Below are 19,544 nucleotides of genomic sequence, written 5' to 3' on the forward strand. Positions count from 1 at the left end.
CACTAACTTAACTGAACAAAAGTGTTATCAAACGTTTGAATCTCTTGCTAGCGAAACTGATGTCGCCAAATTGAAAGCTGGGTTTAATCAGTTTAAGTACGCAGCGCAAACCGTGCTGGATACGATAGATCCATTCACCAACGCCAGCGATCTTCTTACCAGCGACAAAGTGAATATCCCGTTCCTGATGTTTGAAGCCGATCAGGATGGTACGGTACCAAACATTGTAGCCAATACCTTTGCAGGTACCGAGCCTCTGGCAACGAAACTGGGTCTAACCACAGTTAACTCAGGAGCGGGTGTTAGTGATGCAACCGCCAGCCTGGTGCAGTTTAACAGCACCGCCAAGCACTCTAGCTTTGTTGCGCCACAAAACAGCGATATGTCTGACGCGGTACATTACGCCCAGATGCAAGCTAGCAATGCCGAATTTCTAGCAGATGAAACATTAACTAATGCTCCTAGCACTACGCTCCTTAAATAGCGTCGCTATTGGCATTGTTCAATTTTCAACAAAAAACAAAGAGGCCCCCAGGGGCCTCTTTTACATTTGATGCAATCGTGCAGGTCAGGCGTTGCGACGCGCGGTGACTGCATCAGCCAGTTGGCGCAGCACTTTTTCTGTATCCTGCCAGCCGATGCAGGCATCGGTAATAGACTGACCATAAGTCGGCGCCTGACCATCCACCAGGTCCTGACGTCCTTCCACCAGGTGGGATTCAATCATTACACCGAAAATCGCCTGTTCACCAGCAGCGAGCTGAGCAGAGACATCGTCTGCGACCACCATTTGGCGCTGGTACTGTTTTGAACTATTGGCATGGCTGAAATCAATCATTACCTTCTGTGGTAGATTAGACGCTTCTAGCTGCTGTTTGATGGTGCCCACGTGATCGGCACTGTAGTTCGGCTCTTTACCACCGCGAAGAATAATGTGGCAATCCGGATTACCGGCGGTTTCAATAATTGCCGAATGACCGAATTTCGTTACCGACAAAAAGTGGTGCGATGAACCCGCAGAGCGAATCGCATCAGAGGCGATCTTGATGTTCCCGTCAGTACCGTTTTTAAATCCGACCGGGCAGGACAAACCAGACGCCAGTTCACGGTGAACCTGAGATTCAGTAGTACGGGCGCCAATCGCACCCCAGCTGATAAGATCCGCAACGTACTGCGGGGTAATCATATCGAGAAATTCACTGGCGGTTGGCATGCCCATATCGGTCAGGTCCAACAGCAGCTTGCGGCCCATACGCAGCCCGTCATTGATCTTAAATGTGTCGTTCAGGTAGGGGTCGTTGATCAGACCTTTCCAGCCCACTGTGGTGCGCGGCTTTTCAAAATAGACCCGCATTACAACTTCCAGACGGTCACCCAGTTCATCACGTAATGTTTTCAGGCGACGGCCATACTCAATGGCAGCTTCAGGGTCATGGATAGAACAAGGGCCAACGATAACCAGCAGGCGATCGTCTTTACCTTTCAGGATATTGGAAATCGCCTGGCGTGACTCAAAAGTAGTCGATGACGCAGTTTCGGTTGCAGGAAACTTTTCTAATACGGCAACGGGGGGCAATAATTCTTTTACTCGGTTAATTCTTACATCATCGGTCTGAAACATCGTTCTCTACATCCTACTTTCTTGAGACTTATTCAAAGCAGTTGTGGTCCGTGCACAACTGTAAACGGGTTAAAAAATGTGATTCCCGTAACTTATCGGTTAAAAACCAGCTTCGCAAGCATTATTTAAATTGAATTGCAATATACGAACAATATTTACACTGAAATTGAAATGTACATTTAAATGTACGCCGACAAACCCAAGCCAGATCTCAGTAAATATTTATATATATCAATGTATTAATATTTGAAATGGCTGGATTATTTATGGAGAAGCAGTCCGGAACGACTAATATCGTTCCGAGTGGCAATAACTGCGCACACAGCTACCTAGGTGTGGCATTGAAAGATAAGGAGGTAAGAAAAGTCAATTTACAATGTAAACGGGTCCTTGCTGCTACCTTAAGCAGCAAGGTCATTGGTTCATGTTAACAATGTGATTTACAGCACCAGATAGCGATCCAGTAGCAGCGCCACAAACAGCAGCATCAAATGGATAATGGAGAATTTAAATGTCTTAATGGCCGATTTTGCCTCAGCCCGGAATTTCAGGTTCCAGGCATGGTAGATAAAACCAGCACTGAGAAAACTGGAGGCTATCAGGTACAGCACACCACTCATCCCAACCAGATAGGGCAAAATGCAGATCACCGCTAACAGGTAGGTATACAACAGGATGGAGGTCTTGGTGTATTCGATACCGTGAGTCACCGGTAACATAGGTACGTTAGCTTTGGCATAGTCGTCCCGACGGTGGATAGCCAGAGCCCAGAAATGCGGTGGCGTCCAGATAAAAATGATCATCACCAGCAGCCAGGCATAATCATCTAACTGGCCAGTCACTGACGTCCAGCCCAATAGCGGCGGCATCGCCCCGGCAATACCCGCTATCACTATGTTCTGCGGCGTAGCCCGTTTGAGATACAGTGTATAAACTACCGCGTAGCCAACCAGGCTGGACAGCGTCAGCCAGGCGGTCAACGCGTTAACGCCAATGTAGAGAATGGCAAACCCGATACTACCGATTGATGCCGCGAACAGCACAACCTGCCTGGTGCCCAGCTCCCCTGACGGCAGTGGCCGGCGGTAGGTGCGGGCCATTATCGCATCGATTCTTCTGTCAATCAGATGATTGAGTGCCGCAGCAGAGCCCGCCATTAAGCCGATACCGACTAACCCCAGGCTGGCAACCAGTTTAGGTACCTGGCCAGGTACCGCCAGACACATACCAACCAGGCTGGTGAGCAGCATCAACGCGACGACTTTGGGTTTGGTCAAAGTCAGATACAGTTTCCACTTAGAAGAGAGCAGTGACGCGGGATGAGTAACAACAGGTAATAATCTATTCATGAACGCGCTCCTTGTTCACTTGCGGAATCTCAACGCCTGACCAAAGCAGATAGTTGGTATAGAGTGTACTGACCAGTAAGAACGCCGCCCCGATATTATGGGCAACGGCAACCATCAGTGGCAGGCTAAACACCACATTGGTTATCCCCAATCCAAGCTGGATTACCAATGCCAGCATCATCCGGCGACCAGCTGAACGGAGAGTGCTGTCTTGCTGTGTAACACACAGTAAGGCGCTGATAAGTACTACGACAGCCGTGACAATGGCGCCAATTCGGTGCGTAACATGGATAGTCATTCTGGCTTCATAATCCAGTACGCCAAACTCGTAACTATCGTGACCGAAGTGGATCAGTTGAAAGGCATTGGCAAAATCAAGCGATTGCAACCAGTTTCCTTCACACAGTGGCAGACTGGTACACATCAAGGCAGCATAGTTCGACGATGTCCAGCCTCCCAGTGCAATCTGAATGATCACCACCGCCAGTGCCAGGGTTGCGAATCGCTTCACGCCTGGCGTAATCAGCGGTCCGTCAGGCTGATTTAAAGCTGCGATAGCATTGGGATTCAACCGAACCCGCCAGTAAAGCAGGCTAAGCAGGCAGAGTAGCGTGAAACCGCCTAACAGATGCCCCATCACCACCAGCGGCAATAATTTCATAGTGACGGTCCACATACCGAGCAAAGCCTGAAAGACGATCACCAGCGCCAGCGCGATGCCATGTCCGGTCGGCAAATGTCGGTTACGGATACAAAACACCGCAATAGCCAAAACAACTAACCCCAAAGTACCGGCAAAGTAACGATGTATCATCTCTGCCCAGGCTTTGTCCGCTTCCACCGTCAGATGCGGGAAGCGTTCGCTGGCAGCCGCCAGTTCATGATGCTCGTTGGGAACGGTTAAATGGCCATAACATCCTGGCCAGTCAGGACAACCTAAGCCTGCATCTGACAAACGGGTGTACGCGCCGAGCATAATCACCACCACAGTAAGCAACAGACTGGTCTTGATCAGAATTCGTAACGCCATAACTGCACCTTCCCTTAGCCGATCCGTGACAACTTAAGCAGCTTCCTGAAGTCAGCCAGCAAATCCTTACTTTGACTCATCATCGCCTGCTCTTCGACTTCGGGATAGCGCATGACCAATTGCCCTAGCGGGTCAACAATCAGATAGTCTGCCTCACTAAACGGCAGCTCCGCATCACCATTGAGACGAATCACCGCAAATTTGCTGGTGTCCACCATCTGGTCGCTGTCGGGCGTCATCATCAATACCGGTGTGACCCGCTGCTGGTATTTACCCAACGCCATGTGACTCTGACTCAGCAGATACAGTTGCCGCAGGCAGGACTGCTGACACTGTTTAGGGACCACATAAGCCAGTTGCCAGGATTTCTGTTGCAATGGATTACTGACATTGAGCTCTGCCAGTGAGATCTCCGGATTGAACAACTGGCCATGATTGGTCACACCGGACTGATACCAGTGCTTCTCCAATACAGTTTTGGCAACAATGACCGGCAGAACAAAAAATGCCACAATCAGTAACAGAATCATGCGGCCTCTCAATACAGGATTAGTCATCTCCCCTCCTCACAGTTCTGAACAACAACCAGCCACTCAAAAGCATTAACGCCAACGCCATCGCAAACCACTGCAACGCATAGCCATAATGTTTGCTTGAGCTCAGGGGTAACGGATTCCATGGCTGCGGGTAGGGCCAGTTATTTGCCCGTGGTTGCAAAACAAATGGCAATAACTCGAGATTAAGGTGTTCTGAAAGCTCGCCAATATTGAGATTCTGGATCCGGTGCGGCTGGGTTAATTCAATCATTAACGCATCGCTAAGCGGATTGGCCTGTTTGACATACACCCGCCCCTGCCACTCGCCCGGCTTCATGATCCAACTCACTTCCGGTAAGCGGTTTCGCGAGCCCTGCCAGCCGACAAAGCCTCTTTCTAACAAGAAATATTGTCCTGTCTCACTGCGCATGACCTGTAAGGCCAGATAGCCAACCTGCCCCTGATAGGTCTGGTTATCTAACAAAATATACTGCTCCGGAACTGGAGTGGCGGAGACAATCACCGGCGTACCATTTATCTCTTCCATTACCGGGGTCGATACAACATCCTTCAACTGAACCAATGCTACCGGCTCGCGATGTTGGTTGTCCCTAAGTAGCTGTTCCAATTTCGATTTTTCTTCGCCTCTTGCCAACTGCCAAAAACCCAGTTTGACCAACAACACAAATACAACCAGAGTTAACAGTACGGATATCCAAAAACGACCGGATTTAAACAGGTCACGAACGGGAGCCACCATGGTCTTTTTCTTCAAGCTACTACTCATCGTACTGCTGGTTTTTATCGTCATAAATCTCGGCCGTGCACTGTTTGAGATGGTTAGAGACCCGGAACAGGACCCAGATCAATCCCCGAAACCCATGAGCCACTATCTGGGCCGACGTGTCGTGCTATCGGCTCTGGCGGTCATCCTACTCATCGTTGCTCTGTTAAGCGGTTTTATCGAACCCAACGGGCGTCCCTACTAGCTTTCGCGTTTGATAATGAAGGCTATAAAACATAGACGAACACAAACAAACAGAGCCACACCACATCCACAAAATGCCAGTACCAACTGCCCGCCTGAAAGGCAAAATGGTCTTTCGGTGTAAAGTGATCTTTGGCAACCCGCCCCAACAACACCGACAGGAAAATCGTCCCTAAACAGACATGCATACCGTGGAAGCCGGTTAATAGAAAAAATGTATTGCCGTAAACTCCCGACTGCAGGGTTAAACCCAGTTCCTGATAGGCATGGATGTACTCAGTTGCCTGGTAATAGAGGAAAAATCCGGCCAGCACAATGGTGATTTCCAGCCACAGTGTCAGCGCCATACGACGGTTTTTCTCCAGACTGATATGCGCCATATGCAGGGTGACCGAAGACAACAGCAGAATCACGGTATTGCCAAGTGGGATCCCACGCCAGCTCATCGCCTCAGTGGTCTGCCCTTCCGGAGTGGTCGTGAGTGGCCAGAGAGCTTCAAACGCAGGCCACAGTACCTCGTGAGTCATGGCATTGTTGCCAGCGCCGCCCAACCAGGGAACCGACACCATACGCGCATAGAATAGAGCACCAAAAAAAGCACCGAAAAACATTACTTCGGAAAAGATAAACCAGCTCATGCCCTGGCGGAATGAACGGGCTATCTGGGCGGAATAGAGCCCCGACATCGATTCCGTAATCACACTGGTAAACCAGCCGGCAAACATGTACAGCAGCACCAGAAAACCCATGATAAGTATCGCCTTGCCGATCACCCCGCCAACACCGTCCTGGCCTATGTGCTGAACTGTTAATCCCGCTCCCGAGGCGACCATAAACAGCGCAACCGCGCCGACAATCGGCCAACTGCTCTGTGCGGGGACATAATACGACTGATGTTTAGAACTCATGGTCTTGCTCCTTGTTCTAATTCTGCCTGCTGCCCGGTGGGCAGCAGTGCTTTCGCGACCGTCACCTCAGCATTAGCTTTGTCGGTTATGTCGTACAGCGTATAAGAAAGCGTCAGGGTATGAATGGATTCAGGAATATCGGGCTCAATGTAAAAAATCAGTGCCATCTCTGCTTTTTGGCCACTTTTAAGCGGTTGCTGGTTAAAGCAGAAACACTCAATTTTATTGAAGTAACTCGCCCCCAACCCTGGAGTGACTGAAGGCACCGCCTGCCCCACGATATCCCGTGTCGATAGATTCTCCGCCAGATAGGCGGTTTGGATCACTTCACCCGGATGAACGGTAAGTACTGACTCCTTGGGGACAAATTTCCAAGGCATACCGGTACTCAAATGGCCGATAAACTCTACTTTGATCGAGCGAGACTGGTCCGGCACCATACCCTGCGGCTGCAACACCGATACATTGGCGGTTTTGCCGTTGATTCCCAGTGCGTCACACATAACGTCGTAGAGCGGCACCAGCGCAAAACCGAAACCAAACATCGCCACGACTGCCAGCAGCAGCTTTGCAGTCAGACGTTTATTTGCCGAATGTTGCGCATCCATAATTCACCCTAATCTTGTAGCTTAGGAGGCGTACTAAAGGTATGGTGTGGTGCCGGACTCGGTACCGTCCACTCCAGCCCTTCTGCTCTGTCCCAGGGCTTGGCATCCACTTTTTCGCCGCCACGGATACAGCCCACCACTACCCAGAGGAAGATCAGCTGTGATAAGCCAAAGGCAAAACCGCCAATGGAAACAATCTGGTTGATGTCTGCAAACTGAATAGCGTAATCCGGAATACGACGCGGCATACCGGCCAAACCTAAAAAGTGCATCGGGAAGAACAGCACGTTAACGGAGATCACCGAACACCAGAAATGCCACAGACTGAGGCGCTTGTTATACATATGCCCGGTCCACTTCGGCATCCAGTAATACGCTGCTGCCATAATGGAAAATACCGCGCCGGACACCAACACATAGTGGAAATGGGCAACCACAAAGTAGGTATCGTGGTACTGAAAATCCGCCGGTACAATGGCCAGCATCAGGCCCGAGAAGCCGCCGATGGTAAATAAGATGATAAACGCGATGGCAAACAGCATCGGTGTTTCAAAAGTCATGGCACCTCGCCACATGGTGGCGACCCAGTTAAACACCTTCACCCCGGTGGGAACCGCAATCAACATGGTGCAGTACATAAAAAACAGCTCGGCAAATACCGGCATACCGGTGGTGAACATATGGTGCGCCCACACCAGGAAGGAAAGTAGCGCGATACTACAGGTGGCGTAGACCATGGAATGGTAGCCAAACAGCTTTTTACCACTGAATGCAGGCACGATGGCGGAAATGATGCCGAACGACGGCAAGATCATGATGTACACTTCAGGGTGGCCAAAGAACCAGAATATATGCTGGAACATCACCGGATCCCCGCCCCCTGCCGCATCAAAAAAGCTGGTGCCAAAGTATTTATCTGTTAACACCATGGTGACGGCTCCGGCCAGGACCGGCATAACGGCAATCAACAAAAATGCCGTGATCAGCCAGGTCCAGACAAACATCGGCATCTTGAACCAAGTCATGCCCGGGGCGCGCAAATTCACAATCGTTACGATCACATTGATTGCGCCCATGATGGAGCTGATCCCCATGATATGGACGGAAAAGACAAACAGGGCGGTACTGTCCGGGCCGTAAGTGGTTGACAGGGGCGCATAGAAGGTCCAGCCAAAGTTTGGGCCTCCCGCCTGAGTAAATAACGACGAGAGCAAAATCAAGAACGCAAACGGGAGTATCCAGAAGCTAAGGTTGTTCATTCGCGGCAGAGCCATGTCCGGCGCACCGATCATCATCGGAATCATCCAGTTGGCTAAGCCGGTAAACGCCGGCATGACGGCACCAAACACCATGATTAAGCCATGCACTGTGGTCATCTGATTGAAAAATTCCGGCTCCACCAGCTGTAACCCAGGCTGAAACAGTTCGGCTCGAATCACCATAGCCATCGCGCCGCCGATCAGGAACATGGTAAAGCTGAACCACAGATACAAAGTACCGATGTCTTTATGGTTGGTAGAATAAAGCCAACGAGTAATACCTGAGGGCGTGTGATGCTCGTGATCATCCACCACTGCGGTGGTCTGAGCGCGAATCAATTCAGCATCTGCAGCTGGCGCAGATTTTATCTTCTCATCAGTGGACATTTTCATTGTCCCTCCTTGCTCGCTTGCTGCATTTTGACCGCATTAACATCAGAGGCCTGGACCAGATCACCGGTGTTATTTTCAAACGCATTCCGTTGGTATGTCGCGACCGCTGCGATTTCTTGTTCGCTGAGCTGGTTAGCAAACGCCTGCATCGCAGTACCAGGGCGACCATTTAGTATGACGTCTAAGTGGGCGGTAACATCGCCGGTAGCCACAGCGCTGCCTTTAATCGCCGGGAAGGCGCCAGGGATACCTAAGCCAGTAGCCTGGTGACAAACGGCACAGCGATCCAGGTAGACTTTCTCACCCATTGCCATCAGTTCATCCATAGAGAGGGAACTGGTTAACGCCGCCGCGGCTTCCTTCTCGGCTTTTGCCTGCTGAACTTTCTTGTCTGCCAGCCAGGTTTCGAAATCGTCTTCTGCCATCGCCTGAACGACAATAGGCATAAAGCCGTGGGCACGGCCACACAACTCGGCGCACTGACCACGGTAAACGCCCGGTTTATCAATTCGCGTCCACGCTTCGTTAATAAAACCGGGTATGGTGTCTTTTTTCACCGCGAAATCAGGCACCCACCATGAGTGGATCACATCGTCGGAAGTGAGCAGGAAACGGATCTTTCGATTGATGGGCAGAACCAGTGGGTTGTCTACCTCCAGCAGATAATGGGCCCCCTTCTCTTCGATGCCGTCTATCTGCTTCTGGCTGGTCGCCAGTAAGCTGTAAAACTCCACGCCCTGGTCGAAATAGCTATAGTGCCATTTCCACTGTGAGCCAGTGATTTGAATGGTGAGATCGGATTGGCTGGTATCTTCCATCGCCACCAGGGTTTTAGTGGCAGGAATCGCCATCGCAACCAGGATAATTATCGGCACGACCGTCCAGATAATTTCCACTTTGGTGCTTTCATGAAAATGCGCGGCGATGACGCCTTTGGATTTACGGTGGTGGATAATGGAATAGAACATAGCGCCAAATACCACCACAGCGATCGCGACACAGATGTAAAAAATCAGCATGTGCAGGTCATACACTTTCTCGCTGATTTCCGTTACCCCTTGTCGCATATTGATTGCTGAATCGGCAGCAATAGCCGGCGCGGCAAAACCTACAAACATCAAATCGGTCATAAGCCAAAGATTGGTCAGTAATCTTTTCAAAAGATCTCTCCTCTGCTAACGCCACCGTAGCCCGATGGCGGACCAACCTAAGTTGCACAGAACCCCCTGTCCTGTGGCTGGTCATTGTTTGGAAAAAGCCCCAATAAACAGCGAATTCGACACAATTTGTTATAGTTATGTTAAGTAACGTTAGTTAACGAAACTCGATAGCGCAAGAAAGTACCATCACAATTTAACTATGTTGATACCGCAGGTGTTTCATCAAGAGTTTGCCATCAATAGCGTCAGCCAAACGACCATAAAAACTGACGCTTTGTTGGCGGCTCAGCAAACAACTCGGGGGGAAGGGCTAGCATTATGACACAGACATATTCGGCATGGCTGGAGCGCGATCCAGATCCAAAAACTCGCTACGAACTGCAGCATCTGATCGACGAAGAGCAGTGGACTGAGCTGGAAGATAGGTTCAACACCCGGTTGGAATTTGGTACCGCTGGATTGCGCGGACTGGTCGGCTGTGGGCCCAATCGTATGAACCGGCTGGTGATACAGGAAACCGCCACCGGACTTGGCCACTACCTGATCGAAGAAGTCGAACATGCCTGCCAACGGGGTGTCGTGGTCGGCTATGATGGCCGACCTGATTCCGAGCAGTTTGCCAAAGATACCGCCTCGGTACTCGCGGCACTGGGGATCAAAGTTTACCTGACGAAAAAAGTGGCCCCCACGCCGGTTGTGGCGTTTGGCATTAAGCATTTTAATGCCGCCGCTGCCGTGGTGGTCACCGCCAGCCACAATCCGCCGAGCGACAATGCGGTGAAGGTCTATTGGGAGAATGGCGCTCAGATTATCCCCCCTCATGACGCCGGTATTGCAACTCAGATAACTGCAGCGGCGCAAAAACCGATCCCGCTCATGAGCCTGGATGATGCCCGCGCCCACGGTTTACTGGAGTGGTTAGGCATCGATTACTTCCAGAGTTATCGGCAGACCATTCGCCAGGACCCGCTGTTTCAGTACCATACCAACCCAGGCTGCGTCACCATTGCCTATACCGCAATGCATGGTGTTGGCGCCAATATGGCAGAAGCACTGCTGGAAGATGCCGGATTTACCAAAGTGTTCAGTGTTGCCGAACAGCGTGAACCGGATGGACGCTTTCCAACGGTGCGGTTTCCAAACCCTGAAGAACCCGGGGCAATGGATAAAGTGATCGCTTTGGCGCGCTCTGTCGGTGCACAACTGGCCTGCGCCAATGACCCGGATGCCGACCGCCTGGCGGTTGCGGTGCGCACTGACAGTGGTGATTATCAAATGCTTACCGGCGATCAGGTGGGCTGTCTGTTCGGCCATGCCCTGCTGCGCCGGCTGGGAGGCGAAGATAAGCTAGTGGGTAACACTATTGTCTCATCCACTATGTTAGAAAAAATCGCCGACTCATTCGGGGCCAGTTATTATCAGACTCTGACTGGCTTTAAGTGGCTGACCAATGTTGCAATGCAGCAGCAAACAGAAGACAAGCAGTTCCTTTTTGCCTATGAAGAAGCACTGGGTTACACCATTGGCCGTAATGTCTGGGATAAGGATGGCCTGTCTGCCCTGGTCGCATTCGCCCAGATTGCTGCAGAGCTATACAGCGAGGGGCTCTCAATATGGGACCGGCTTGAACATATCTATCGCCAATATGGCCTGTATCTGACCGCTCAGCGCAGCCTGGCGCTGTCACCGGATAGTCCTCCGGTTGGCGACAAACTGCGGGCCAATCCTCCGCACCAGATTGCTAACCGTAAAGTGACCATGATTGACGATTTTAAAACCTCACTCCGTTACCACGTTGGCGGCGCTACTGAAGCGATTGCATTACCCACCAGTGACGTGCTGATCTACCATCTGGACGATCAATCCCGGGTGGTGGTTCGCCCGTCAGGCACAGAGCCTAAACTGAAGTGCTATTACCAAGTCACTGAATCATTTTCCCCTGCCGATAAATACCCTCAGGTGCTGGAAAGAGCTCAGCAAGCGATGGACGAGCTAATCCAATTTCATCAACAGAGCTTGTAGTTAACTATATCCGTCCCAATGTTATTGGGACGGATGCATATCGATGCCAATATAACCAATTAGATTACAAGCAGATTAACATCGTGAATCAAACCCACACTTCCAAAGCGCAGCTATTTTGGCAGGGCACTGTCGCCATGCTGCCACTCAGCATTGCGGTACTGCCCTGGGGCCTGTTGGCCGGCTCTTACGCGGTAGAATCCGGCTTATCACCATTAGAAAGCCAGGCGCTGTCTGCGATATTGTTTGCCGGTTCTGCTCAGCTTGTCGCGACCGGAATGTTAAAAGCCGGCGCCGGGCTGGTGACCATGTTGCTGACCACATTTTTTATTACTTCACGCCATTTCCTGTATAGCGTGTCGATGAGAAAAAAAATCAGCCCGCTACCACTTCGCTGGCGACTTAGCCTGGGTTTTCTTCTGACCGATGAACTGTTTGCAATTTGTGGCCACCAATCGGAACAACAGTTCAAGCCCTGGTATGCGCTTGGCGCCGGGTTAAGCTTTTATCTTATCTGGAACCTGGCCACGCTGGCGGGCATTATCGCCGGTAGCTTTATCCCCAATATGGGCGAGTGGGGTCTGGAGTTCGCCGTGGCAGCCACGTTTATCGCCATTGTAATCCCCACCATCAAGTCACTTTCGGTACTGGTATCCGTGATTACAGCGCTGATTTTATCTGTCGGGTTAACCTGGCAGGGAGTTGAGGGAAGCCTGATGTTGGCCAGCCTGGGCGCCATGTTGGCGGGTTATATGACCGAAATGGTGGCGGGGAAAAGAATATGATTATGCTGTCGATTCTGGCGATGACGGTATTGGTGTTTGTCAGCCGCTATCTGTTTCTGGAGCCCAAATTGCCGCTGAAACTGAATTATCACGCACAAAAGTTACTCGGCTACGCCAGTCCAGCGGTACTCACGGCGATTTGGGCACCGATTGTGTTTGTACCGGAGCAGAAGTTATGGTTGTCCGCAGAGAACCCATACCTTGTCGCGGCAACACTGGCGGCGTTCATCGCCTGGCGCAGCAAAAACGTGTTGTTGACCACCATCATCAGCATGGCGGTTTTCTTGGTGATAAAACTGCTATTAACCTGACCTAAATAGCGGGCCAGCCATTAATTAACTGGCCTGCCATTCAATTTCAAGCAGGGTCTTGTCATCACTCTTTAGTCTGGCTAAAAACAGGTCGCCTGCGTGTACTTCACCCACCCCTTGTGGAGTACCCGTCATAATAATATCGCCATCATACAAGCTGGTGAAATGGGTCAGTTCTTCCAAAATGGTGGCAGGAGGATACATCATCTGTTTAACGCCACCCGCTTGCACACGAACGCAGTTAATAAACAGTTCTATCTGTAGCGAGTTGATATCCAAATCGTTCAACGGCATAAAACGACTCAACATGGCCGAGCCGTCAAACGCTTTCGCTCGCTCCCAGGGTAAACCTTGCTTTTTCAGTTTTGACTGGAGCTGCCGTTTGGTGAGGTCCAGACCAACACCAACGGCATATAGCTGACCTGCTTTAACCATAAAGCAGATTTCCGCTTCATAATGCAGCGTTTCATCCAACCGGGAGCATAGTCTTTCACCAATCGCGCTGTTGGGTTTGTTGAATACCACCATCTGCTCTGGTACTGCGTTGTCCAGCTCTCGAATGTGCTCGATATAATTGCGTCCGACACAGACGATTTTAGAGGGCGTAATCTGCTGTTCACCCACCCTGACCGATTTCATGATGACTTCCTTGTTTGACGGTTGGCAAAAGCCAAATTCTAGCCGAACTATTACCGGACAACATGCATTTCCCTATTTTGACGCGGTAAAATCTGATCAATTACCCAAGTTTTTCAAAAGCTTCTCACAAAGCTGCTTCAATGCCACTAGATCGTCCAATGACATACCGGATTGACACTTCATTGCTTCGGGAATGTGCTTTGCCTGCTGCTGCAGTGCTTTGCCTTCGGAGGTCAGTTTAAGAATTCTGACTCGTTCATCTTCAGCACTTCTCAACCTTTCTACCAGGCCCTTGCCTTCAAGCCTTTTAAGCAGTGGTGTTAAGGTGCCCGAATCAAGATAGAGTTTATTACCCAGCTCCTTCACACTGATGCCATCGTGGCGCCAAAGCACCATCATGACCAGGTACTGCAGATAGGTCAGGTCCAGGGCATCAAGCAGTGGACGATAACCGCGAATCATCGCGTTGGCGGCACTGTAGAGCGGAAAACAGACTTGATTTTCCAGCAACAGTTCAGGGGTATCAGAGCCACATTCCACACTTTGACCTGTCATTTCACTTACCTCACAAATTAAATTGCACACAATATACTTGCATTCCATTTAGTTTACGATATAGAATTGTGGAAAATTAAATAGCACACAACTTAAATTAGGAGCAAACGCTATGACTACTCTGTACAGCACAACCGCAACTGCACTGGCTGGCCGCAACGGCAATGTAAAAACCAACGATGGACTGCTGGATCTAAACCTGGCTTACCCCAAAGAAATGGGCGGAACAGGCGCTGCGACCAATCCGGAACAACTGTTTGCAGCCGGTTATGCAGCCTGCTTTTCCAATGCCATCCTGCATGTAGCCAGAGAAGGAAAAATAAACCTGAAAGCCGCGCCGGTAAGCGCAGAAGTGGGTATTGGCCCGAATGGCAATGGCGGTTTCCAATTAAGCGTTGCCCTGTCAGTAGAACTTAGCATTGACGATCAGCAGGCATTGGCACTGGTACAAACCGCCCATCAGGTCTGCCCGTATTCCAATGCGGTGCGCAATAATATCGATGTGCAGCTAGTGGTTAACGGCCAACCGCTGTAACAGCAAATTGTCAGTCGCGTAAAAAGAAAAACGCCTATTCGATAATGAATAGGCGTCAACACAACTCAATGTGTTCAGGCAGTAGATTTGGTCTTATAGGAAATAACGCGCACCGACAATCCACTTATCGTCTTTTTCGCGGCCACCATCATCATTTAAGTCAAATTGATAACCGGCAAAGCCACGGAATTTAGGCGAGAAGTTATACTCAGCCTGTAGTGCAGATTCTTCGCGCATCATCATGTCAGCATCGTCGTCCTTCTCTGACTCGTAGTTGACGCTCAGATTGAGACCATTACCCAAGCCAAAGGCTATCAGCGCTTCTAACTGTTTTGATTTATCTACACCGCTGTAAATATGCTTGTTCATACCGTAAACCACTGCGGTATAAAGGCCGGAGCCATAGCTGCCATATTTCAGTGACACAATGTGAGACTGTGCGTTATTGGTCATGCCTCCGTCAGTAACATCACCACCGGTATAGGCGTAACCAACTCCAATGCCAACGATGTCCATCGATAATGCGACCTGGCCACGGGTATCGAAGGTAGTTGATGATGAAGTACGTGTAACTACATTTGTAATATCATCGACCTCATCTTCTGTCGAACTCACAACGCGTTTACCTTGCCAAGCTAAACCGAAGTTTAATGCCCCCATATCTCCTAGCGCGAAGCTATTACGATAACTGAGCATACGGTTAGCACGGGCCGTACCCAAGTTGTAGTCATAGAGGAAATCGTTAGCGAACGCGATAGGTAAATCCGCCACGCCGCCGACATCGTAATATGGTGACCATTGCGTACCGGCTACCAGTCGGCCAGCTTGATCATGACTTGCGCCAATGTATCCCAGACGGGTGGTCATTGAAGTGCCGCCACCGTTAAGCATATTCAGTGCCCATTCACCTTTGGCATCTACGGTTACGCCACCACCGATATCCTGCTTACCTTCTACATTGATCCGTGGAGAAACTTGGTCAACTCGCACATCATCAGAACTGTACTCACCGACTCCAACACTGACGTGACCGCCGATGGAAAGGGATGAACTGTCTCCGCTATAGACTTCTGCTGCGAAGGCGCTGGTACCACATGCTGCTGCCGCCACTGCCACGGCTAATAATTTCATATTCATGTTGTCACTTCCGTATTAGTTGTTTGTACTTTGTCCGTATTAATACTCAAGTACTAAAAACATCACGAACAAATAAAACGTAGCAGCTGGTTATACAAACGCAAAAGCAACACTATGAATAGATAAGAAAAGTTTCATTAAATATATAAAAACGCCTACTTGATCACATCAAATAGGCGTTTTAATTTGTTTATGCGAAATATGTCAGATAGGTATTACAGGTAGTAACGTACAGCCAGTTTCCACTGATCGTTCTTAGCAGATTGACCTTTCGCGCGGTCGTCATCGCTACGCAGATCAAATTCGTAACCTGCAGCACCAACCAGTGATGGTGAGAAGTGGTATTCTGCCTGTAGCGCAGAAGTACGCATAGTCGAGTAGTTCTCTGCGTCGTCTTTTACTTCTTCGTAGTTAACGCTCAGGTTCAGGCTGTTATCCAATGCATAAGCCAGCAAGCCTTCGTAAACTTTTGACTTCGAGATCAAGCCAGTAGAAGCATTGTTCATGTTTTCGTTGTCACCGTAAACGCCCGCAACATACAGACCATTACCGTAGCTGCCGTAGCTCAGGCTAGCCAGAGTCGACTTGGCGTCTTTGTTGTTTGCTTCACCGTTAGCGTGAATCTTACCGGTCGTGTGCGCCACACCCATTTTAACGCCCGCGATTGAGTAAACAGTCGCCAGTTGCGCTCGGTTACCCAGGCTATGCTCTGTACCAGCTAAAACGCTAGTTGTTGCACCCTGCCAACCTGCACCTACGTAAAGTGAACTGGTTTCACCAAATTCAAACGTGTTGCTGTAAGCTGCCATTTTTTCTGAACGAGCAGTACCCAATGCGTATTGGTTGTCGTACAGGAATTCATTAGCGAAAATGATTGGCGCATCAGCAACTTTTGCTACTACATAGAATGGCGACCACTGCGTACCTACTGCAATACGACCCAGTTGTTCATGAGTTGCACCGATGTAACCCAGACGAGTTTTAAAGGTCTCTTTACCGCCGTCCAGCATATTCATCTGCCACTCACCTTTGGCATCTACAGTAACAGCGTCGCTGATTTGCTGAGTCGCTTCAAAGTTGATACGAGGAGATATCGTTTGAACTTGGGTATTACCGTTATTGGTATTATCAGAAGCACCCACAGCAGCTGTTACGTGTCCGCCCATCGCGAAAGTCGAACCGTCCTGGTTGTAAAGTTCAACTGCAGAAACTTGTGTACCGAAGGCTGCCGCAGCAACTGCTACGGAAATAATAGTTTTTTTCATTGTTGCGTCCATATTACTTATTAAGGCTATGACCTTGGGGTTGGCCGAAGTAGCGTCCTGTAAATATTTACACCCGCTTAACAGGTGCTAAAGACTGTATCGCGACAAATTAAAAAGGTTTAAAAAAAACATATAAAATAAAGATAAATAAAAATAAAGACCTTTAATTCAGTAAGTTACAACAAACCTAAATTTAAAATCTCCTATTTTTTGACAATTTAAACTTTTACTATAATTTATCGTACTTATGCTTTCTTTTTATATATATTAACAAGATATAATACTGGTTTTTTATTGGTTAAATTTAATTGCTTAAAATAGAACTACTCATATGCTCATTGTTTAATGATTAGATGCTTATTTTTAGCCTGTCATTATAGTTAAACAAAATAGACACTTAAGTGTCATCAACCATCCACCAAACTGTCATCTAACTCCCCTACCTTACCTGCATCACGTTAATGAAGGGCAAGAAAGCCCGATTAAAAACAAATAAGGTAATTGAGATGAAAAAAGCAGCACTTTACAGCGCAGTATTGGCGGCACTGATGTCGGGTTCAACTTTGGCAGCAACCGTTTATAAAGCAGATGGTACAGAATTGAAACTTGGCGGTCGTGCTGAGTTCCGTGGTGATTTTAATGCTGCCGAAGACGGCCAAGAAATCGACGGCACCATGAAAAACAAAAGCCGAGTTCGCGTAAATGTGGGTGGTAACACTCAGATTACTGATGCACTGAGTGGTTTCGCTTTCTACGAAGCAGAACAATCGGTTAAATCCAGTGGCGACAACGATGCAAACACCAGCTTCAAGCAGCGTTACATGTACGCAGGCCTGGCCGGTGACTTCGGGGCTTTTTCTATGGGTAAGCAAGATACCGCTAACGTACAGCTTTCCCAAATGACAGATATCGCCACTTTTACCGGTAAGCAAAAAGAGTTTATCAATGCTGGTGACGAGCAGATCAACAACAACTTCTTCTACGCATACAATATGGATGCCCTGAGTCTGCAGGCTAACTATATCGCCGGCGAAGAAAAAGATACCGACGGATACGGCGTGTCAGGTATCTACACTCTGCCATTTGGCTTAGGTCTTGGCCTGGGTTATGCCGCCAACGACAACGGTGTAGGTAACGGCTCGGCTAATCAGTTTACCGCTGGTGCCAACTATGAACTGGATGCCTTGTACCTGGCAGCGACATACACCATGGGTGACATTGATGACAAAGCCAACACCGAATTCAACGGCCTTGAAGTCGCGGCGCAATACAAACTTACTTCAGCATTCCGCCTGATCGCAGCCTACTCTAAGCAAGAAGTAGAAAATAAAAATAGCAACACCAAAGCAGACATCCACGATTTCTTCGAGCTGACAGGCCGCTACGATTTCAACAAGTCTATCCGTGGTTACCTGTCTTACAAACTGAATCAGATGAAAGCTGAAGACACCGGCTATGGTAAAGATGCTGACGACACTATTCGTTTGGGTCTTCGCTACGACTTCTAATTCACTCAATCAGTACGTTTTTACATCATTTATCCGTTGATATATCCCAGTTGACCGAGCCAAGTGCTCGGTCTTTTTTATGGCAACTGTCGCCCTCGCCAAAGCCGTTATTTCCTAATCATATTTTTAAGGTGCCAACTGGCAGACATATTTGCTGTCAATCAGCATACACCTCCTTTACAGTAACTCGTATTTGGTGAAAGAATTTTGGCCTTTACAGGTTCTTTGTAGTTAATAATTCAATCCGGAGTGAGGATATGGCTACACCAATCAAAGTGACCCTTTATCGCTGGGCAGGAGCCTGGGGGCCATTTAAGATCAAGATACCCTGTGGTGAATGCACCCTGACTAAAGACATATTGCATGATACCTTTGCCAATGAACTGGCGGATATTCCTATTGAGCTGGAAGTCAAAGACTGGCTTAGCCACTGGTGGCAACCCTTGCCTAAAGGTGCTTGGCATGCGCCGATTGTAATGGTTGAAGATAAAGTAGTCAGCCAGGGGGAAGCGCTTAACCGAGGTGCGCTCATCCAGGCCATCATCACCCAGTGGGCCCGGCAGGACACCATGAGCGGCAACAAGATGTTCGGCAAACAAGGCTGCCCACACTGCGATAAAGCCAAGCAGCTCTTGGCGCAGGCTGGAATTGAATACCAGTACTTCGATGTGGTCAAAGACAGCGCAGCTCTATATCGTATGATTCCCGAAGTGAAAGCTATTATTGGCGACAAAACACCAGTTACAGTACCGCAGATCTGGCTTCAGGGCGAATATGTCGGCGGAGCGGACAAGCTAACGTTATGGCTGAAGCAGCAGGGGCTGGACACCGTACCCGACAACGTCGTTAACCTGGACAGCAGCGAGAGTGACTCACCGACCAAAGTAGCTGATCAGGCAGACAAAATTGTTGACTAGTTCAATGCCAGTAACCTT

20 protein-coding genes and 1 pseudogene are annotated in these 19,544 nt (G+C 49.2%); 8 read left to right on the forward strand and 13 right to left on the reverse strand.

What is annotated here, in order from left to right; all coding sequences use genetic code 11:
• Positions 1-484, forward strand: a pseudogene (locus ACQY6F_RS10195) (VolA/Pla-1 family phospholipase); the annotation flags it as partial.
• An 84-nt stretch (positions 485-568) separates the two neighbouring features.
• Here the strand turns inward: ACQY6F_RS10195 and aroG are convergent.
• From aroG to ACQY6F_RS10220, 5 genes are all read right to left on the reverse strand, one after another.
• On the reverse strand, positions 569-1,621 hold the full coding sequence (aroG, locus tag ACQY6F_RS10200) for a 3-deoxy-7-phosphoheptulonate synthase AroG (RefSeq protein ID WP_428774119.1): 1,053 nt from the start codon (positions 1,619-1,621) through the stop codon (positions 569-571).
• A 440-nt stretch (positions 1,622-2,061) separates the two neighbouring features.
• Complete coding sequence (gene cyoE / locus ACQY6F_RS10205) at positions 2,062-2,970, reverse strand: heme o synthase (protein ID WP_428774120.1); 909 nt, start codon at positions 2,968-2,970, stop codon at positions 2,062-2,064.
• Complete coding sequence (locus ACQY6F_RS10210) at positions 2,963-4,000, reverse strand: COX15/CtaA family protein (protein WP_428774122.1); 1,038 nt, start codon at positions 3,998-4,000, stop codon at positions 2,963-2,965. The genes cyoE and ACQY6F_RS10210 overlap by 8 nt, the downstream gene beginning before the upstream one ends.
• A gap of 14 nt (positions 4,001-4,014) precedes the next feature.
• Complete coding sequence (locus ACQY6F_RS10215) at positions 4,015-4,557, reverse strand: hypothetical protein (RefSeq protein WP_428774123.1); 543 nt, start codon at positions 4,555-4,557, stop codon at positions 4,015-4,017.
• Positions 4,550-5,323 carry an SURF1 family protein gene (locus tag ACQY6F_RS10220; protein ID WP_428774124.1) on the reverse strand — a complete coding sequence of 258 codons (774 nt, stop codon included), beginning with the start codon at positions 5,321-5,323 and terminating at the stop codon, positions 4,550-4,552. Before ACQY6F_RS10220 ends, ACQY6F_RS10215 begins: the two co-directional genes overlap by 8 nt.
• Here ACQY6F_RS10220 and ACQY6F_RS10225 point away from each other — a divergent pair.
• Positions 5,295-5,525 carry a DUF2909 domain-containing protein gene (locus ACQY6F_RS10225; protein WP_428774125.1) on the forward strand — a complete coding sequence of 77 codons (231 nt, stop codon included), beginning with the start codon at positions 5,295-5,297 and terminating at the stop codon, positions 5,523-5,525. The genes ACQY6F_RS10220 and ACQY6F_RS10225 overlap by 29 nt on opposite strands.
• 22 nt (positions 5,526-5,547) lie before the next feature.
• Here the strand turns inward: ACQY6F_RS10225 and ACQY6F_RS10230 are convergent, their stop codons facing one another.
• From ACQY6F_RS10230 to coxB, 4 genes are read right to left on the reverse strand one after another with little or no spacing between them, the layout of a single operon-like run.
• On the reverse strand, positions 5,548-6,432 hold the full coding sequence (locus tag ACQY6F_RS10230; protein ID WP_428774126.1) for a cytochrome c oxidase subunit 3: 885 nt from the start codon (positions 6,430-6,432) through the stop codon (positions 5,548-5,550).
• Complete coding sequence (locus ACQY6F_RS10235) at positions 6,429-7,040, reverse strand: cytochrome c oxidase assembly protein (protein WP_428774128.1); 612 nt, start codon at positions 7,038-7,040, stop codon at positions 6,429-6,431. The genes ACQY6F_RS10230 and ACQY6F_RS10235 overlap by 4 nt, the downstream gene beginning before the upstream one ends.
• 8 nt (positions 7,041-7,048) lie before the next feature.
• Positions 7,049-8,692 carry a cytochrome c oxidase subunit I gene (gene ctaD, locus ACQY6F_RS10240; RefSeq protein ID WP_428774130.1) on the reverse strand — a complete coding sequence of 548 codons (1,644 nt, stop codon included), beginning with the start codon at positions 8,690-8,692 and terminating at the stop codon, positions 7,049-7,051.
• Positions 8,689-9,822, reverse strand: a complete 1,134-nt coding sequence (gene coxB, locus ACQY6F_RS10245; RefSeq protein WP_428774166.1) for a cytochrome c oxidase subunit II — start codon at positions 9,820-9,822, stop codon at positions 8,689-8,691. The genes ctaD and coxB overlap by 4 nt, the downstream gene beginning before the upstream one ends.
• A 348-nt stretch (positions 9,823-10,170) precedes the next feature.
• On the opposite strand from coxB, the gene ACQY6F_RS10250 reads away from it, so the two are divergent.
• The 3 genes from ACQY6F_RS10250 to ACQY6F_RS10260 all read left to right on the forward strand — a co-directional run bounded on the left by ACQY6F_RS10250 (position 10,171) and on the right by ACQY6F_RS10260 (position 12,970).
• Complete coding sequence (locus tag ACQY6F_RS10250) at positions 10,171-11,874, forward strand: phospho-sugar mutase (RefSeq protein WP_428774131.1); 1,704 nt, start codon at positions 10,171-10,173, stop codon at positions 11,872-11,874.
• A gap of 83 nt (positions 11,875-11,957) precedes the next feature.
• Positions 11,958-12,659: an AzlC family ABC transporter permease gene (locus tag ACQY6F_RS10255; RefSeq protein WP_428774132.1), complete on the forward strand. Its 702-nt coding sequence runs from the start codon at positions 11,958-11,960 to the stop codon at positions 12,657-12,659.
• Positions 12,656-12,970, forward strand: a complete 315-nt coding sequence (locus ACQY6F_RS10260) for an AzlD domain-containing protein (RefSeq protein ID WP_428774133.1) — start codon at positions 12,656-12,658, stop codon at positions 12,968-12,970. The genes ACQY6F_RS10255 and ACQY6F_RS10260 overlap by 4 nt, the downstream gene beginning before the upstream one ends.
• Before the next feature lie 24 nt (positions 12,971-12,994).
• Here the strand turns inward: ACQY6F_RS10260 and ACQY6F_RS10265 are convergent, their stop codons facing one another.
• Positions 12,995-13,609, reverse strand: a complete 615-nt coding sequence (locus tag ACQY6F_RS10265; protein WP_428774134.1) for a fumarylacetoacetate hydrolase family protein — start codon at positions 13,607-13,609, stop codon at positions 12,995-12,997.
• Between the two features lie 96 nt (positions 13,610-13,705).
• Positions 13,706-14,164 carry a MarR family winged helix-turn-helix transcriptional regulator gene (locus ACQY6F_RS10270; protein ID WP_428774136.1) on the reverse strand — a complete coding sequence of 153 codons (459 nt, stop codon included), beginning with the start codon at positions 14,162-14,164 and terminating at the stop codon, positions 13,706-13,708.
• 112 nt (positions 14,165-14,276) lie between these two features.
• On the opposite strand from ACQY6F_RS10270, the gene ACQY6F_RS10275 reads away from it, so the two are divergent.
• Positions 14,277-14,699, forward strand: a complete 423-nt coding sequence (locus tag ACQY6F_RS10275) for an organic hydroperoxide resistance protein (protein ID WP_428774137.1) — start codon at positions 14,277-14,279, stop codon at positions 14,697-14,699.
• 93 nt (positions 14,700-14,792) lie between these two features.
• Here ACQY6F_RS10275 and ACQY6F_RS10280 read toward each other — a convergent pair whose 3' ends face one another.
• On the reverse strand, positions 14,793-15,836 hold the full coding sequence (locus tag ACQY6F_RS10280; RefSeq protein WP_428774139.1) for a porin: 1,044 nt from the start codon (positions 15,834-15,836) through the stop codon (positions 14,793-14,795).
• Between the two features lie 215 nt (positions 15,837-16,051).
• The gene (locus ACQY6F_RS10285) at positions 16,052-17,101 is read right to left on the reverse strand and encodes a porin (protein ID WP_428774140.1); all 1,050 of its coding nucleotides are present in this window, start codon (positions 17,099-17,101) and stop codon (positions 16,052-16,054) included.
• Between the two features lie 506 nt (positions 17,102-17,607).
• Here ACQY6F_RS10285 and ACQY6F_RS10290 point away from each other — a divergent pair.
• Together ACQY6F_RS10290 and ACQY6F_RS10295 are read left to right on the forward strand one after the other, a co-directional pair.
• Positions 17,608-18,609 (forward strand): porin, encoded by a 1,002-nt coding sequence (locus ACQY6F_RS10290; protein WP_428774142.1) that lies wholly within the window; start codon positions 17,608-17,610, stop codon positions 18,607-18,609.
• A 257-nt stretch (positions 18,610-18,866) separates the two neighbouring features.
• Complete coding sequence (locus tag ACQY6F_RS10295; RefSeq protein ID WP_428774143.1) at positions 18,867-19,526, forward strand: glutaredoxin; 660 nt, start codon at positions 18,867-18,869, stop codon at positions 19,524-19,526.
• Positions 19,527-19,544 lie beyond the last annotated feature (18 nt).

This window comes from Vibrio sp. (genome assembly GCF_050299255.1).
GTDB lineage: Bacteria > Pseudomonadota > Gammaproteobacteria > Enterobacterales > Vibrionaceae > Vibrio.

What these genes read in the sequence shown, in the direction of transcription:
- ACQY6F_RS10290 (WP_428774142.1), top strand. Translation starts at nt 17,608, where the DNA reads ATGAAAAAAGCAGCACTTTACAGCGCAGTATTGGCGGCACTGATGTCG.
- coxB (WP_428774166.1), bottom strand. Translation starts at nt 9,822, where the DNA reads ATGACCGATTTGATGTTTGTAGGTTTTGCCGCGCCGGCTATTGCTGCC.
- ACQY6F_RS10260 (WP_428774133.1), top strand. Translation starts at nt 12,656, where the DNA reads ATGATTATGCTGTCGATTCTGGCGATGACGGTATTGGTGTTTGTCAGC.
- ACQY6F_RS10265 (WP_428774134.1), bottom strand. Translation starts at nt 13,609, where the DNA reads ATGAAATCGGTCAGGGTGGGTGAACAGCAGATTACGCCCTCTAAAATC.
- ACQY6F_RS10275 (WP_428774137.1), top strand. Translation starts at nt 14,277, where the DNA reads ATGACTACTCTGTACAGCACAACCGCAACTGCACTGGCTGGCCGCAAC.
- ACQY6F_RS10225 (WP_428774125.1), top strand. Translation starts at nt 5,295, where the DNA reads ATGGTCTTTTTCTTCAAGCTACTACTCATCGTACTGCTGGTTTTTATC.
- ACQY6F_RS10250 (WP_428774131.1), top strand. Translation starts at nt 10,171, where the DNA reads ATGACACAGACATATTCGGCATGGCTGGAGCGCGATCCAGATCCAAAA.
- ACQY6F_RS10285 (WP_428774140.1), bottom strand. Translation starts at nt 17,101, where the DNA reads ATGAAAAAAACTATTATTTCCGTAGCAGTTGCTGCGGCAGCCTTCGGT.
- ACQY6F_RS10295 (WP_428774143.1), top strand. Translation starts at nt 18,867, where the DNA reads ATGGCTACACCAATCAAAGTGACCCTTTATCGCTGGGCAGGAGCCTGG.
- ACQY6F_RS10280 (WP_428774139.1), bottom strand. Translation starts at nt 15,836, where the DNA reads ATGAATATGAAATTATTAGCCGTGGCAGTGGCGGCAGCAGCATGTGGT.
- ACQY6F_RS10210 (WP_428774122.1), bottom strand. Translation starts at nt 4,000, where the DNA reads ATGGCGTTACGAATTCTGATCAAGACCAGTCTGTTGCTTACTGTGGTG.
- cyoE (WP_428774120.1), bottom strand. Translation starts at nt 2,970, where the DNA reads ATGAATAGATTATTACCTGTTGTTACTCATCCCGCGTCACTGCTCTCT.
- ctaD (WP_428774130.1), bottom strand. Translation starts at nt 8,692, where the DNA reads ATGAAAATGTCCACTGATGAGAAGATAAAATCTGCGCCAGCTGCAGAT.
- ACQY6F_RS10230 (WP_428774126.1), bottom strand. Translation starts at nt 6,432, where the DNA reads ATGAGTTCTAAACATCAGTCGTATTATGTCCCCGCACAGAGCAGTTGG.
- aroG (WP_428774119.1), bottom strand. Translation starts at nt 1,621, where the DNA reads ATGTTTCAGACCGATGATGTAAGAATTAACCGAGTAAAAGAATTATTG.
- ACQY6F_RS10270 (WP_428774136.1), bottom strand. Translation starts at nt 14,164, where the DNA reads ATGACAGGTCAAAGTGTGGAATGTGGCTCTGATACCCCTGAACTGTTG.
- ACQY6F_RS10215 (WP_428774123.1), bottom strand. Translation starts at nt 4,557, where the DNA reads ATGACTAATCCTGTATTGAGAGGCCGCATGATTCTGTTACTGATTGTG.
- ACQY6F_RS10235 (WP_428774128.1), bottom strand. Translation starts at nt 7,040, where the DNA reads ATGGATGCGCAACATTCGGCAAATAAACGTCTGACTGCAAAGCTGCTG.
- ACQY6F_RS10220 (WP_428774124.1), bottom strand. Translation starts at nt 5,323, where the DNA reads ATGAGTAGTAGCTTGAAGAAAAAGACCATGGTGGCTCCCGTTCGTGAC.